General features: G+C 34.1%; 10 protein-coding genes and 1 CRISPR repeat array (1 of these 11 only partly in view). Of the genes, 9 read left to right on the top strand and 1 reads right to left on the bottom strand.

From position 1 onward, the window contains the following. Positions 1–157: 157 nt before the first annotated feature. Positions 158–1807: a M28 family metallopeptidase gene (locus FLEMA_RS0110740; protein ID WP_026995479.1), complete on the bottom strand. Its 1650-nt coding sequence runs from the start codon at positions 1805–1807 to the stop codon at positions 158–160. Positions 1808–2609: 802 nt separating this feature from the next. Here FLEMA_RS0110740 and FLEMA_RS0110745 point away from each other — a divergent pair. The 9 genes from FLEMA_RS0110745 (at position 2610) to cas4 (ending at position 11812) form a co-directional block, all read left to right on the top strand. Further along, positions 2610–4565: a TM1802 family CRISPR-associated protein gene (locus FLEMA_RS0110745; protein ID WP_026995480.1), complete on the top strand. Its 1956-nt coding sequence runs from the start codon at positions 2610–2612 to the stop codon at positions 4563–4565. A 17-nt stretch (positions 4566–4582) separates the two neighbouring features. Then, the gene (locus tag FLEMA_RS0110750; protein ID WP_026995481.1) at positions 4583–5569 is read left to right on the top strand and encodes a CRISPR-associated protein; all 987 of its coding nucleotides are present in this window, start codon (positions 4583–4585) and stop codon (positions 5567–5569) included. 8 nt (positions 5570–5577) lie between these two features. After that, positions 5578–6372 carry a CRISPR-associated protein Cas5 gene (cas5, locus tag FLEMA_RS76100; protein ID WP_026995482.1) on the top strand — a complete coding sequence of 265 codons (795 nt, stop codon included), beginning with the start codon at positions 5578–5580 and terminating at the stop codon, positions 6370–6372. 1 nt (position 6373) lies between these two features. Beyond that, the gene (locus FLEMA_RS0110760) at positions 6374–8797 is read left to right on the top strand and encodes a CRISPR-associated helicase/endonuclease Cas3 (RefSeq protein WP_026995483.1); all 2424 of its coding nucleotides are present in this window, start codon (positions 6374–6376) and stop codon (positions 8795–8797) included. Between the two features lie 9 nt (positions 8798–8806). Further along, positions 8807–9469 (top strand): CRISPR-associated endonuclease Cas6, encoded by a 663-nt coding sequence (locus FLEMA_RS0110765; RefSeq protein WP_026995484.1) that lies wholly within the window; start codon positions 8807–8809, stop codon positions 9467–9469. A 33-nt stretch (positions 9470–9502) separates the two neighbouring features. After that, a complete protein-coding gene (locus FLEMA_RS76950; protein ID WP_044174613.1) occupies positions 9503–9676 on the top strand; it encodes a transcriptional regulator in 174 nt (57 codons plus the stop codon). 9 nt (positions 9677–9685) lie between these two features. Beyond that, entirely contained in the window at positions 9686–10708 is a 1023-nt protein-coding gene (gene cas1, locus FLEMA_RS0110775) for a CRISPR-associated endonuclease Cas1 (protein ID WP_026995485.1), read from the top strand. Positions 10709–10737: 29 nt separating this feature from the next. Beyond that, positions 10738–11028, top strand: a complete 291-nt coding sequence (gene cas2 / locus FLEMA_RS0110780) for a CRISPR-associated endonuclease Cas2 (RefSeq protein WP_026995486.1) — start codon at positions 10738–10740, stop codon at positions 11026–11028. Between the two features lie 211 nt (positions 11029–11239). Continuing rightward, positions 11240–11812, top strand: coding sequence for a CRISPR-associated protein Cas4 (gene cas4 / locus FLEMA_RS0110785; RefSeq protein ID WP_026995487.1), 573 nt, complete (start codon positions 11240–11242; stop codon positions 11810–11812). A gap of 196 nt (positions 11813–12008) precedes the next feature. Then, positions 12009–14200: direct repeats of the CRISPR family, unit length 37 nt; unit sequence CTTCCAGAGTAACTTCCATTAGAATAAGGATTGAAAC; it runs 29444 nt beyond the window's last position.

The following is a 14200-nucleotide window of genomic DNA, read 5'->3' on the forward strand; positions in this document are numbered from 1 at the left end:
TAAGAACTTTACGAAGCAAATATTAGAGCAAAAAAACATTACCGTTATTTTCCATGAAATCATTGGTTAATCCCCAAAAATCAGAAGGGTAATTCTTTCTATTGCTGTGTGTACAGTAGAAAGAATTACCCCATTTTATAGGCCAAAACCTATGTATTTATTTCCCGAATTTTCCTCCAAAAAAATCTCCCTGATTCCATGAAGGCAAATTAGAATCGTTACCAACGTAATAGCCAATCAGATAATTGACTTTTACATGAGTAGCAGCAGCATTGAAGTCGAAAGGCTGGTTCATATCGTCTTGTGGAGTATGATAAATCGTGCTTCGCCAAGCTACATCCGACTTACTTCTATCCACAGTATCTTCGGGAACAGTCATAAAACCACTTTTTATAAACAAAGCAGGAATTCCTTTTTTGATAAAACTAAAATGGTCGCTACGAATAAACACTACTTGTTCGGGGAAAGGGTCGGGACTAACTTGCAAATTCAAAGCCTTAGTAGCTTGCAAAACCTGTTTATTGAGGCTTGAGTGTTGTGCACCATACGGTACAATATCCAATATAGGATGAAAGAAAAATGGCATATCTATTGCCAAATTAGCCACAATTTTACCATTTTTCAAAGGCATATTGCTCACAAAATAGTCGGAGCCCAATAGGCCAAATTCCTCGCCAGTAACAATAGTAAAAATAATAGAGCGTTTGGGTGCTTTGGGCAAAGATTGAAAAGTATGGGCAATTTCCAACAAAATAGCAACACCCGAAGCATTGTCGTGTGCCCCATTATAAATAGAATCGCCTTTTACAGGAGCTCCTATACCAAAATGGTCGAGGTGAGCCGTATATACGACATATTCATTTTTGAGCTTTGGGTCGCTCCCCTCAATAAGTCCTACCAAATTAGAGCCTTCCACAAAAGTATACTTCGTTTTGATTTGAGCCTTGGCACTAATATTGAGTGGAAAAGCCTGTGATTTACCCGCTTTTACAGCCTCTATAACCTCTAAAAACTTTTTACCCGAATTAGCAAATAGCTTTTCAGCAAAATCAGTATTGAATGTTACTACCGCTTTTAGCTCGCCAAAAGCATCGTTGGCTACTCCTTGGGCATCGAGCCACTTAAAAGCACCCTGCTTGGTACGTCTTACGGTAGCATCCCAAGACGAACGCTTGTCGTTAGGTAAATTAAAGCTTATCAAGCCAACCGCACCACGCTTGATAGCCTCGTTGTACTTTACGGTATTAGTAGTAAAATAAGCTCTTTGATTAGACGCAAAAGCCTCAGGTGCTGCATTAATAATCACGACAACTTTGCCCTTCACATCAATATCTTTATAATCATCGTAGCCCAATTCAGGAGCCGAAACACCATAGCCTACAAATACCAAGTCGGCATTGACCCCAGTATTTTCGGAAAGCATATATGGACTACCAATAAAGTGTTTGCCAAACGCCAAAACCTCTTCTTGTCCATTGGTTGTAATACTCAAAGTAGTGGCTTGTTCATCGACAACCCCTTTTTTTAGTGGTACTTTCTGCCAATACGTATTTCCTTCGAGAGCAGGCTTTAGCCCCAAAGCTATCAATTGCGATTCTACATATTTTGAGGCAATCGAAAAGCCCTTAGTACCAGGCTGTCGCCCCTCAATCAAATCATCGGCCAAGAAAGACATCGAAGCCTTAATTGCATTCGGATTTACATTTTTAAGATTTTTGATTTCCTCTCCACCTTTTTGGGCAGAAACATCATGAGCAACACTTGCCAAAAGCAAAGCTGCAACACACCCGAGTGTTTTTGTAGTCATATTGGGTTTATCGAATAAGTTGACGAAAAAGTAATCCTTAAAGATAAACTCAAAATCGGTAAAAACGAGCAAAAAAAGGGATATTCAAAGGAAATTAGGAAAATTACAGAGATAAGATAGGTAGAAAACCATTGACAAGACATCAATATGCTAAAGCTAAATAGAAAAAAATCTCACAATAATTTGTGAGTAAAAAAGAAAAATATACCTTTGTAGAAATAATTTACTTTAACCGTAGTTTTATTTTAAATTTCCATAAAAATAGGTTTGAAAAACCGTCGTTTTCTTTTGTTCTTTTTTCAGAACATTCCAAAAAAATAAGGATTGTAAAAAGGCCCATCTCGTAACTTCTTGGCCGGACGCACGAAATGGGCTATCAATAATTTTTCACATTAAAAATGCAAAAACATGACAAATTACACAAAAAATGACTATAAGTCAAATTCTGACTTACTTATCAATCGCCCCATTTCATGTACTGGATGTCACAAATGTAACTTTCTATGCCCTGAGCTGGATGAAGATTACTTTTGTGGTATCAGTAATAGTTACTTATGAAAAGCCTAATTCATGAGTAACTATTGACCGTATAATAAGTATATGTCAAAGATAATTTTTATCACTTTTTTCTGGAAAATTTACAGTTAAATTTGAAAATATTACTTTAAGATACTTAATTATATGAGTTCTTAGATAAAATAATTTTTAGTTTGGTTTTAAAACAGGTATAAATACGCTAAAAAAAGTCATATTAATTTCTGAAAATTGACATACTAATTCTTTATAAAGCCCTATTAATACAATGCTCGACACCCTTATCAAACTAGGCTCACAACTCAGCCACAACCGTGGCGAATGGGATGATATTATTGATTATCCAAATATTCAGAAAGAAAAAGATAAAAATATCAAATTGTATGTTGCTGAATTGATTTTCGATTTAGACAAATCTGATGTTTATCTCAACCCATCTTTGAAAGAATACGATGAAGAGCAATCGTGTTTGGCATTCAAGAATATTAAAATTCAAGGTGGAAATAATAAGGCTATTTATGCTTGTGTTGAATCTGGAAAGTTAGAACAAGTTAGAAAAACGTTTTTTGGTGCAATTGATTCAAAAGGAAATATCCCTTCTTCTGGGCAATTTCAAGAAGCTATTTCAAAAGATTTTCCTCAATTTAATGATACTTTGCTTGGAAAAATTCTTCCTAAACTCTTCTCTTTGAGTAATATTTTCATTGAAAAATTTACGATTGAGAAAGAAACTAAAGGGCAAGTAGAGCGATTAATAGATGAAAAGCTGTTAACGTCTTCAGTACTACAATCACCATCCTCAAAAATCATTCTTTTTTACACAAGTGTTTTATCATCAGAAGATAGTATAAACACTTCCACTGCTATTTCTAAAATTGAGGGGTTTGAGGAATTTATGAAAGCTAAATTTCTTGAAAAAGGCAAAAAACAAACATCAATTGAAGTAAGTAAAAAGCTATGTTATGCTACAGGCACACTAAGTCCTGATGTTGACGAAGTTAATTTTTCTGATAGATATAGCTTAAATAAAATGTTCGTAAAAGAAACGAAAAATTATGCTTCATTTTTCGATAAAAACAGTTTTGTCTTAAACTATCAAGTTTCTAATAACAATCAATTGTTATTAAGTAGAGCCTCCAAATACCTTTTAGAAAACCAGAAAATCAGAATTGCAGGTATTGATCACTGTATTATTCCTCAATTTCTCCACAAAGAAAATGTCGATATTCAATACATAACCAAAGGTATTTTTCAGAAGTCGGAGCTATTATTTGATAGTAACTCTTTTGACACTTTAGTAACAAGTGCTGAATACGAAACTGATGCACCCTTTTGGATAACATTTTTGGCTTTTGAATCAGATGGAAATTTCTTCAAAACTATCAATGAAATAAAGGACGTAAGTAAATTCCACTTCTACAAAATCATTGATACTTTTAACGAAGTTAATAATTTCTTTAAAAATGATTTGCAAGATTCAGTGGATTGGCTTTCTGTCATGACAGACTACGGCAAGCAACACCATTTCAATTTGGCATCTATTTATTCGATAATTCCAATTAGAAAAGATAAGGAAAAGAAAAATGAAGTACTTTCTCTTTTCAAATTAATGTTTGAGAATAGAAAAATAGACTCGAATAAGCTCTTTAAACATTTTTGTGACCTTATTTTATGCCATAGATACAAGCGGTATGAAGCATTTAAAAATGTAAAAAAATATGAAGACAAACACTTTGATTTTGCTATTCGAGATTCAGTATTCAAATACTTTGCTGTAATTCAAGCTCTTAAACAATTAAACCTTTTACATACAATGGAAGAAATTGAAATCGTTGTACCCGAACTATCAGAAGATTCTACAAATGAATACCAACAAAAAATCAATACATTTTTCCAGCAAATGAGTTATAAAACAGACCAAAAAGCGATGTTTTATTTAGGCAGAATGCTCAGTTCCGTTGCTTATATCCAAAAAGATAAAAGTAAAAATGTATTAGAAAAAGTAAATTTTAGCGGCATGGATAAAGCCCAAATTTTACGTTTGAGAAATAGCTTAATGGAAAAAGCAAAACAATATAAAGAGGTTTCAAAAGTAATATTCGCAGACTCAGAGTTTAACAGCTACTTTGACTTTAATAATTGGAATATGAAGCCAGAAGAAGCTGTGTTCTTCATTTTATCAGGATATTCATTTGGAATAGTAAAATCATCAGATAACAAATAATTCAATACACTCGAAAAATGGAAAATAATACAATCATCCAAGAAAACTCTGACTTTCTTTTTATCTATGATGCTACACTTAGCAATCCAAATGGAGACCCCGACCAAGAAAATAAGCCCAGAATGGACTATGATACCAATACAAATTTAGTTACAGACACAAGAGTAAAGCGTAGTATTCGAGACTATCTTAAAGCGTCAGGAAATGAGATATTTGTGGATATGGAAGGAGACACAAAAGTAAGTCCTGATTCTAAACTGAAAGCTGTAATCAACAGAATATTAGCAGATGAAACTTCAGTAGATAGCTTTTTTGGAGAAAGTCCCTACAAAGAAGTATTTGTAAAAATCATCAGTGAAAAAAAAGCTACTGACCCAATTTTCAAAGCTATTCAAGATAAAAAGAACCTTGAACTTAACAGTTTTATCCTAGAGCAGTTAGTCAAGCAACAATTTATTGACATCCGAATGTTTGGTAGTGCCTTTGCTATTGGTGGTTTTTCTAAAGCTTATACAGGCCCGATTCAACTAAATTGGGGCTACTCTTTACACAAAGTGGATTTAGTTGAATCAAATACCATTGTAACTACGATGAATGATGATAGTAGTACATTTGGAAAAGATTACCGTGTACATTATTCAATGTTGGCGTTTAATGGTACTATCAATAAACACGTGGCAAAGTCCACAGGATTAACAATTGCTGATAGAACGCTTTTCCGTCAAATGATTTGGGAAAGTATTTCGGCTATGCCTACTCGTTCTAAATTGAATCAGTATGCAAAGTTATATGTAGAAATAGTTTATAATGAAGGATTCTCTAATGGTCATTTTGGAGATTTACGCAATTTAGTTTCTACAAAACCTGATGAAATCATTCGTAAGGTTGAAGATGTAAATGTTGATTTGAGCAAACTCTTAAAAATTATCCGAGAAAATCAGGGAGAAGGCAAAGCTATCAAAGAAGTAATCTTTAAAAATCAACTCACAGATGATAAAATTTAGGGTAAACTATGGAAATCATTCAACTTGATATTAGTGGTAAGTTTGCCCATTTTAGAAAGTATTATGCCAATAATACAGCGATGACTTATAGTTTACCACCTCGAACAACTATTATCGGAATATTGGCTGCAATTTTAGGAAAACCACGAGATAGCTATTACGAAGATTTTTCATCAGATAAAATCAGAATTGGCATAGCTATCAAAACGCCAATTAAAAAGAGTTTTCATCGACTAAATTTTCTATCTGTAAAAAGTTTAGGAGATTTTAGGAAATCTTTTGACTCTGACTTTAGAGGAATGGCGGGAAACCCTATTCAAACACCTTTTGAAGTAGTGACGGGGCTAAATCTACAAGAAAACGATGTTAAATATCGTATTTTCATAAGTTACTTTGATGAAGGAAACGAATTATTTCAAACATTAAAAAATGCTTTAATTTCAAAACAGCTTACTTATAATATTTCAATGGGAACAGCAAATTTTAACGCCAGTTTAGGGAATGTAAAAGTGTTTGAAAATTCACAAATCATTGAAAACACATCTAGTTCAGGTGATTTGATTGAGGTTGATTCTGCTGTAAATTCTGATATAGTTGATGAAATTATTTTTGAAAAAGATAGTGAATTAATGAATTTCATCGAAGAAGAGCTTTTACCAGCGGATTTTGTAGCAAATTATAACAGAGAATTATCTAAAATGAATAGAGTGCTTTACACAACGGCAGGGCTTCCATTGAAGATAAAGTTCTCGGGTAAATATTATGTACTTGAAGGCAAGCAAACCATTCAATTTTTAGATTAACATGTTCTATTCTCATAGTGAAACCTTGCCAGATGGTACTCGCAAAGGCATAAAATCTATTCAAAAACATAATCAAGGCGTTTCTCAAAACGCCTTGAATTCTTTCGAGTCAAATATTTCTCTCCCAGAACTCAATGCTCAACAATTAAAACTTTTAATAAGTGATATTTGTCGATACCATGACTTAGGCAAGTATTCAAAATATTTTCAAACGTACTTGTTAACCGACGAGCGTGTTGACAATTATTTAAAAGCTCATGCTCGCTTTGGAGCTTATACGATATTTCAAAAGTATAAAGACCAAAATTCTATTCTTGCTTTACTTTTGTACTATGTCGTAGTTAATCACCATCTTAACTTAGACAATTTAGCAAAAAATGAATTTTCGCAAAAATCAGAGGCTAAAAACAATGAAGGCTATTTTAACAAACAAAAAGTAACTTTCAATGAATTTTGGGATATAATCAAAACTGAAATTGGAGATGAGAAGCTTGAGCAATACGTAACTACACCTGAAGGAAAAACTACTTATAGAGCAACCAAAGAACTTACAGATACAAAACCCAACATCCAAAACTATTTCCTAATCAATTACTTATTTTCTCTTTTGATAGAAGCGGATAAGTTGGATGCTTCTGATACCGCTTTATACTCTAAAAAATTGATAGGAAAACACTTGGTAGATAAGTATCGTCCTTTAAGCATTGAGAAATTAATTGAAAAACAAGACATTAGTTTGTTCTCTCAAAATGAACTTCGTAGTTATGGGCGTTTGCGAGTAAATCAGTTTTTGGAAAGAGCTGATTGGCAAGAACATAAACTTTTTACCCTTACTGCTCCAACTGGTTTAGGGAAAACGCTGATGGCATTAGATTTTGCCATTCGACTAAGAGAAAAAATTAGAGAAACCGAACAAAGAGAAGCTCAAATAATTTATGCTTTACCTTTTATCAATATTATTGAACAATCATTAAAGGTTTACAGTGAGGTTTTGGGTGAAAACGTAAATCTATTAGCACATTACCAATATGCCGATGCTTTAGAACAAACGTCTAAGGATGAATCAAGTAATTATAATCAAAAAATGATGATGCTTGACACATGGCAATGCGATGTGGTGATTACGACATTTGTCCAATTTCTTCAAACCTTAATTGGTAATAGAAATAAGTTGTTAAAGAAATTCAATCATTTTGCTGGTTCAATTATTATTCTGGACGAAGTGCAAACAATTCGTTTGGGACAATTACCGCTTATTGGTGCTGCCTTGTTTTATCTGTCTAAATTTCTCAATGCACGAATTGTATTAATGACGGCGACAAAACCGAAAATTTATGAATTAGCCAATCAGGAGATATTGAATAATGAAGGTGAAGAAGCTAAAAGTATAGAACTATTACCTGATTATGAAAATGTATTTCGGTGTTTTAAAAGGACGAAAATTGTATCGTTGATTGATGAAAAATTAGAAAATGAACAGCAATTTATTGATACTATTTTTTTAGAAAAATGGTCTGAGGAAAAATCATGTATTATCGTTTGTAATACAGTAAAACGTTCATTGGATGTTTTTAAGCTTATTGCTCAAGAATGTAACGAAGACATAAACCCCGTTTATTACCTTTCAACTAATATTATTCCAGCCAGACGACAAAGTATTATAGACGCTATCAAAGCGGATTTAGAAGCTAATTTAAAACCAATTTTAGTTTCTACCCAGTGCGTAGAAGCTGGTGTGGATTTAGATTTTGACATGGGTTTCCGTGATTTAGGGCCAATGGATTCAATTATTCAAGTTGCAGGTAGAATCAATAGAAACAATAATTTGGCTAAACAATATTCGCCTTTGTATATCATAGATTTTGGTGATTGTGAAAAGATTTATGATAAGGTTACTCAGCACCAAGCAAGGCTTTTATTGAACAATAACCCACAAATTCTTGAAGATAATTATTTAGAAGTGATAGAATCTTATTTCTCAAATGTTGCAGGCAATGGAAACACATCTTTCTTTAAATCACGAGAAATTTATAAAGCCATGAAAGCATTAAAATACGATTCGGAAGACCCTAAAAATGACATAGCTGTTTCATCATTTCAAGTGATTGAAGAAAAGTTTCCACCTATATCTGTTTTTATAGAAATTGATGAAAAAGCAACTGAATATAAAGATAAGTTTGTCAAAATGATTCATAAGGAACTCTCCCAAGAAGATTTTTCATGTTATAAAAAAGGTTTTCACCAACATATCATTTCTGTTCCAAGTCATCTGCCAAAGGTGAAAGAAGATTTAAAACAATCGAACCGTTATTTACTTTGTGAAGGTATTTATATTATTCCAATTGATGAGTTGGAAGCCTTTTATGATTTAACCACAGGTTTTATCAGAACTAACGAAGACAAAACCCATTCAAGATTTTTCTAACCCTTTACCATGCAAACCATCCATCAAACCATCATTCGTTTTCCTGAAATACAGTTGGCTACTCGTGATGCTCATAAGTTACGGGGCTATTTTGGGAATATTTTTCAAGAATATTCGCCTTTGTTGCATAACCATTTGGAGTCGGGCGAGTCGGCGTACCGTTATCCTTTGGTGCAGTATAAAGTTATTAATAGAATTCCTACCTTGGTTGGGCTAAACGAAGGAGCAGATTTGTTGATTAATCTTTTTTTGAAAATCAAAACCCTCCAAATTGAGGATAAAACCTACCATATCAACCAAAAAAATATCGAATCAAAAACGCTTGAAATTGGGTTGTCAAACGAACTCCACTCCTATCGTTTCCAAACACTTTGGATGGCGTTGAACCAAGAAAACCATCAAAAATACCTTCATAATTCTGCTTCCGAACAGCAAAAACAGTTGAATACTTTACTCCAAAATAATATTCTGAGCTATTTCAAAGCGATGAATTATTGGGTAAATGGTCAGGTAATGGGCATGTTACAAAATGTGTATGAAAAAGAAACCAAGTTTAAAGATAAATCAATGATTGCCTTTCAAGCTGATTTTGTGAGTAATGCTGTATTGCCTTCGTTTGTGGGGATTGGGAAATCCGTTGCACGAGGTTTTGGAACGTTGGAGGCTATATAAATAGGTGATTTTATCAAAACAGAAATAACAACTATGACTATTCAAACGATTGAAACCGAAGAAGAATATGAGTTGATGCTGGCTTGGATTGATAAACAGTTTGACCAATCCACAACTCCAGATAGTCCAGAGGATGAACAGTTAAAGCTGGCTTTATCTTTCGTAAAAGCTTATGAAGATATTCATTATCCGATACCATCTATTTAATCATAAACTATGCAAGTATATCTGAATACTTTTGGAACATATCTACATATCAAGGATGATATGTTTGAGGTGAAGATTCCTGTAAAAGATGGAGAGTCAAAGAAAATACCTTTGGCTGCCCACAAAGTTAGTTCGTTTGTGCTGGCTACTTCGGCTTCTTTGAGTACCGAGGCGGTTCGATTGGCGTTGTTCAATAATATTGATATTATTTTTGCACGATCAGACGGTTATCCCTTGGGAAGAGTTTGGCATTCAAAACTGGGAAGTACGACCAAAATCCGTAAACAACAACTGCAAGCCAGTATCAACGAAGAAGGTGTAAAGGCTACCAAAAATTGGATTTCGGAGAAAATGACGCATCAGTTAGAGTTTATCAAAGACTTGAAAAAACATCGTCCACAAATGGCGGAATATCTGGACGATAAAATTGAGCGAATCCAAAACCTCGTTATTTCAGTTGGTAAATTGGAAGGCAATACTGTACAAGATTTTGCCGAAACCATCCGAGGATTAGAAGGCACAGCAGGACGCTTGTATTTTGAAACCATCAATTATGTATTGCCTTCATCTTATCAATTTAACGGAAGAAGTAGCAGACCAGCCAAAGATTCATTTAATGCTTTTCTGAATTATGCTTACGGTATTCTTTATACGAGAATAGAAAAAGCCTTAATTTTAGCAGGCTTAGACCCTTACGTAGGATATTTGCACCGAGACGATTATAACCAGAAATCCATGGTTTTTGATTTTATAGAGCCATTCCGAATATTTGTAGAAGTACCTGTTTTTAGATTGTTTACGGCAAAAAAAGTCAATAAAGCTCATATCGACGAAATAACGAACGGTGTTACGCTGAATAAAGAAGGCAAAGAGTTGTTAATTAAGGCATTGAACGACTACTTGGAAGAAGACAGCATTCGTTACAAAAACCGCAATCAGACAAGGGCAAATATCATTCAGCAAGAGGCTCATTCTTATGCTAATCAATTGATTGAAAAAACCAAAGACACCAGCGAAACGCTGTATTTATAAAAAGGCATTCATTCAAAAAAGCATAGAAAATGATTGCATGGGTATTGTATGATATAAAAAACGACAAGGCACGTACCAAAGTTGCCAAAATCTGTAAGCAATCTGGCTTATTCAGAGTTCAATTTTCTGTATTTCTGGGTACAATAGACCGCAATATGAAAGACAGCCTTCAATTACAAATCGAAGATTTGATTGATGAAGCAACCGATTCCGTTTATATTTTCCCGATGTCAAAAAACGAATTACAAGAAACCGTTTTATTGGGGCAAGCCTTTGATAAGAAATTAGTTTCAGATGAAATAATGGCACTTTTTCTTTAAGAATTATAAAAATTTCAAATTTATGATCAGTATTGAAATGTAGCGGCAATTCTTGCAATTGCCGTTTCAAGTGTGGCAATTGTAAGAGTTGCCGCTACAAGATTTTAAGGATTAATGAAATTCTTGGTACAATACTAATTTCGGATATTATCCAATTTCCGAAATCATAAATCCCAAATCCGCAATAGCACTATAACTCATCATTCATACAATGACACTTACACCATCGCATATCATAGAATTTTTGTATTGCCCAAGATTTACTTATTTTGAGTATGTTATCTCAATTCCCCAATATGAGGATAGGCATTATAAAGTACAAAAAGGCCGAGAAATTCATAACCAAAAATTAGAGCAAAACAAAGAATACCTACGCAGACGTATAGGGGCAGTAGAACGATACAACGACCAGTATTTAACCAACGAGTTATTAAGAGGACGTATCGACGAAGTACTCAAATTAGAAGACGGCACAATGACACCCCTAGACTATAAATTTGCGGCTTATGACGACAAAGTTTTTGAGACTTACAAAACCCAATTGTATTGTTATGCTTGGTTGATAGAAGAGAATTTTCACTGCAAAGTCAACAAAGGTTATTTGGTATATACACGCAGCAGTAATAAATTGGTAGAAGTAGAAATAAAAGACAGCGACAAACATTTAGTTAAAGAAGCAAGTCGAGAAATTTATCAGATTATAGAGAATAATTATTACCCAAAAGCTACCAAATCTAAAATGCGATGCGTAACTTGCACTTATAGAAATATTTGCACGAAGTAATCAATTTCCGAGTAGCAATTTATTTTCAAAAGCAAAAAACAAAGCATTAAAATATTAAAAATCAACTAGTTATGTTTACGGAAAATTTCAAAAAACAAACTAAAAAACGTCCATTGACCTACTGTTTAGAACATAAAAGGGAAATAAAAAATAACATACAAGTATTTATGTTACAAGGAATTAGCCATTCTGACGACTTCCAGAGTAACTTCCATTAGAATAAGGATTGAAACACGACTAATTTTGCGCTGCGTGACAGTGCTACGGGGGTCTTCCAGAGTAACTTCCATTAGAATAAGGATTGAAACAGCATTTTACGAACCATTCCGCAACACTCGGATACCCCTTCCAGAGTAACTTCCATTAGAATAAGGATTGAAACAAATACAATATTTCAGCCCAATGAGGTGGATAATGATCAGCTTCCAGAGTAACTTCCATTAGAATAAGGATTGAAACAATATTCACAATGATATTAGATTTGCAGTAACATCTGGTCTTCCAGAGTAACTTCCATTAGAATAAGGATTGAAACGACTCTTCGCAAATCTTCTAGGGTAAGTTCGTACCACCTTCCAGAGTAACTTCCATTAGAATAAGGATTGAAACTCTCGTTGTTGAAAACGGGGGTGAAAATGAAACAGGCTTCCAGAGTAACTTCCATTAGAATAAGGATTGAAACTTTTGTAAATTACAATTACATAATTATTACGTATATACTTCCAGAGTAACTTCCATTAGAATAAGGATTGAAACTTATTCAAGCGTAAGTTCTGACCATTTAAGCGGAAAACTTCCAGAGTAACTTCCATTAGAATAAGGATTGAAACAGTGTTGCCAATCAATCAAAACTACGGCTACCAGCTCAGCTTCCAGAGTAACTTCCATTAGAATAAGGATTGAAACTTTTTCAAGGTGCTTATTATCGCCCCTGACAAAGTACTTCCAGAGTAACTTCCATTAGAATAAGGATTGAAACCAAAAACTATTTCGTCTCTATTTTCAACAGTAGACGCTTCCAGAGTAACTTCCATTAGAATAAGGATTGAAACTTAATCGGCTTAACTCTATTGAGTCTTTTCGGGATATGCTTCCAGAGTAACTTCCATTAGAATAAGGATTGAAACTCTGTTCAATAGGGATGTTGAACATTTTCGACGCTGTCTTCCAGAGTAACTTCCATTAGAATAAGGATTGAAACATCTTGGTTACAAATTCGGCAATTAATTACCGTCTCCTTCCAGAGTAACTTCCATTAGAATAAGGATTGAAACTACCCTCGAAACGCTTCAAGTTTCGGGATTCTTAACACCTTCCAGAGTAACTTCCATTAGAATAAGGATTGAAACAAACGCCCTTAACTGGAATCAATTCAACCCCATTGTAATCTTCCAGAGTAACTTCCATTAGAATAAGGATTGAAACCTGTCGCAGGGGCGTTGCTATCACCTAACACCCCCGAACTTCCAGAGTAACTTCCATTAGAATAAGGATTGAAACATCCACCACCCTACGCGAACAGATGAATTATATTTACTTCCAGAGTAACTTCCATTAGAATAAGGATTGAAACCCAGTAATACATAAGGGTTAGCGTTGGCTACCAAATCTTCCAGAGTAACTTCCATTAGAATAAGGATTGAAACGATTATTCTAATACAAAAAATTCAATACGAAGGCTTTTTCTTCCAGAGTAACTTCCATTAGAATAAGGATTGAAACTCCACAAAGAACCAATTGTAGAAGGTTCAACCGAATCTTCCAGAGTAACTTCCATTAGAATAAGGATTGAAACTGATATTTTTGTATTATTGTATTGTTATGTTTTGATCTTCCAGAGTAACTTCCATTAGAATAAGGATTGAAACTCCCAAAAACGGTAAGGAAGGGCGTTTTCAATTAGTCTTCCAGAGTAACTTCCATTAGAATAAGGATTGAAACGGGCATCGCTACCGCCCGTACATAGGATAATCTCACCTTCCAGAGTAACTTCCATTAGAATAAGGATTGAAACGTTTTTGGTTTCGTCCGTCTAGCTGGACTTTGGATAGTCTTCCAGAGTAACTTCCATTAGAATAAGGATTGAAACGCCACGGGTGGCATTGCCAACGACGGCGGCAGCTATCTTCCAGAGTAACTTCCATTAGAATAAGGATTGAAACTGTACCACAATCTTATCCGCCTATTTGAATCTATCAACTTCCAGAGTAACTTCCATTAGAATAAGGATTGAAACAATACAACGTCATTTATTTGGCTTCCGGGTGTTCTTCTTCCAGAGTAACTTCCATTAGAATAAGGATTGAAACATAGAGCGTTTGGATTGATAATATTTTCTCTACATCAGCTTCCAGAGTAACTTCCATTAGAATAAGGATTGAAACACAT

It is taken from the genome of Flectobacillus major DSM 103, from assembly GCF_000427405.1.
Taxonomy (GTDB): domain Bacteria; phylum Bacteroidota; class Bacteroidia; order Cytophagales; family Spirosomataceae; genus Flectobacillus; species Flectobacillus major.

What these genes read in the sequence shown, in the direction of transcription:
- FLEMA_RS0110740 (WP_026995479.1), bottom strand. Translation starts at nt 1,807, where the DNA reads ATGACTACAAAAACACTCGGGTGTGTTGCAGCTTTGCTTTTGGCAAGT.
- FLEMA_RS0110745 (WP_026995480.1), top strand. Translation starts at nt 2,610, where the DNA reads ATGCTCGACACCCTTATCAAACTAGGCTCACAACTCAGCCACAACCGT.
- FLEMA_RS0110750 (WP_026995481.1), top strand. Translation starts at nt 4,583, where the DNA reads ATGGAAAATAATACAATCATCCAAGAAAACTCTGACTTTCTTTTTATC.
- cas5 (WP_026995482.1), top strand. Translation starts at nt 5,578, where the DNA reads ATGGAAATCATTCAACTTGATATTAGTGGTAAGTTTGCCCATTTTAGA.
- FLEMA_RS0110760 (WP_026995483.1), top strand. Translation starts at nt 6,374, where the DNA reads ATGTTCTATTCTCATAGTGAAACCTTGCCAGATGGTACTCGCAAAGGC.
- FLEMA_RS0110765 (WP_026995484.1), top strand. Translation starts at nt 8,807, where the DNA reads ATGCAAACCATCCATCAAACCATCATTCGTTTTCCTGAAATACAGTTG.
- FLEMA_RS76950 (WP_044174613.1), top strand. Translation starts at nt 9,503, where the DNA reads ATGACTATTCAAACGATTGAAACCGAAGAAGAATATGAGTTGATGCTG.
- cas1 (WP_026995485.1), top strand. Translation starts at nt 9,686, where the DNA reads ATGCAAGTATATCTGAATACTTTTGGAACATATCTACATATCAAGGAT.
- cas2 (WP_026995486.1), top strand. Translation starts at nt 10,738, where the DNA reads ATGATTGCATGGGTATTGTATGATATAAAAAACGACAAGGCACGTACC.
- cas4 (WP_026995487.1), top strand. Translation starts at nt 11,240, where the DNA reads ATGACACTTACACCATCGCATATCATAGAATTTTTGTATTGCCCAAGA.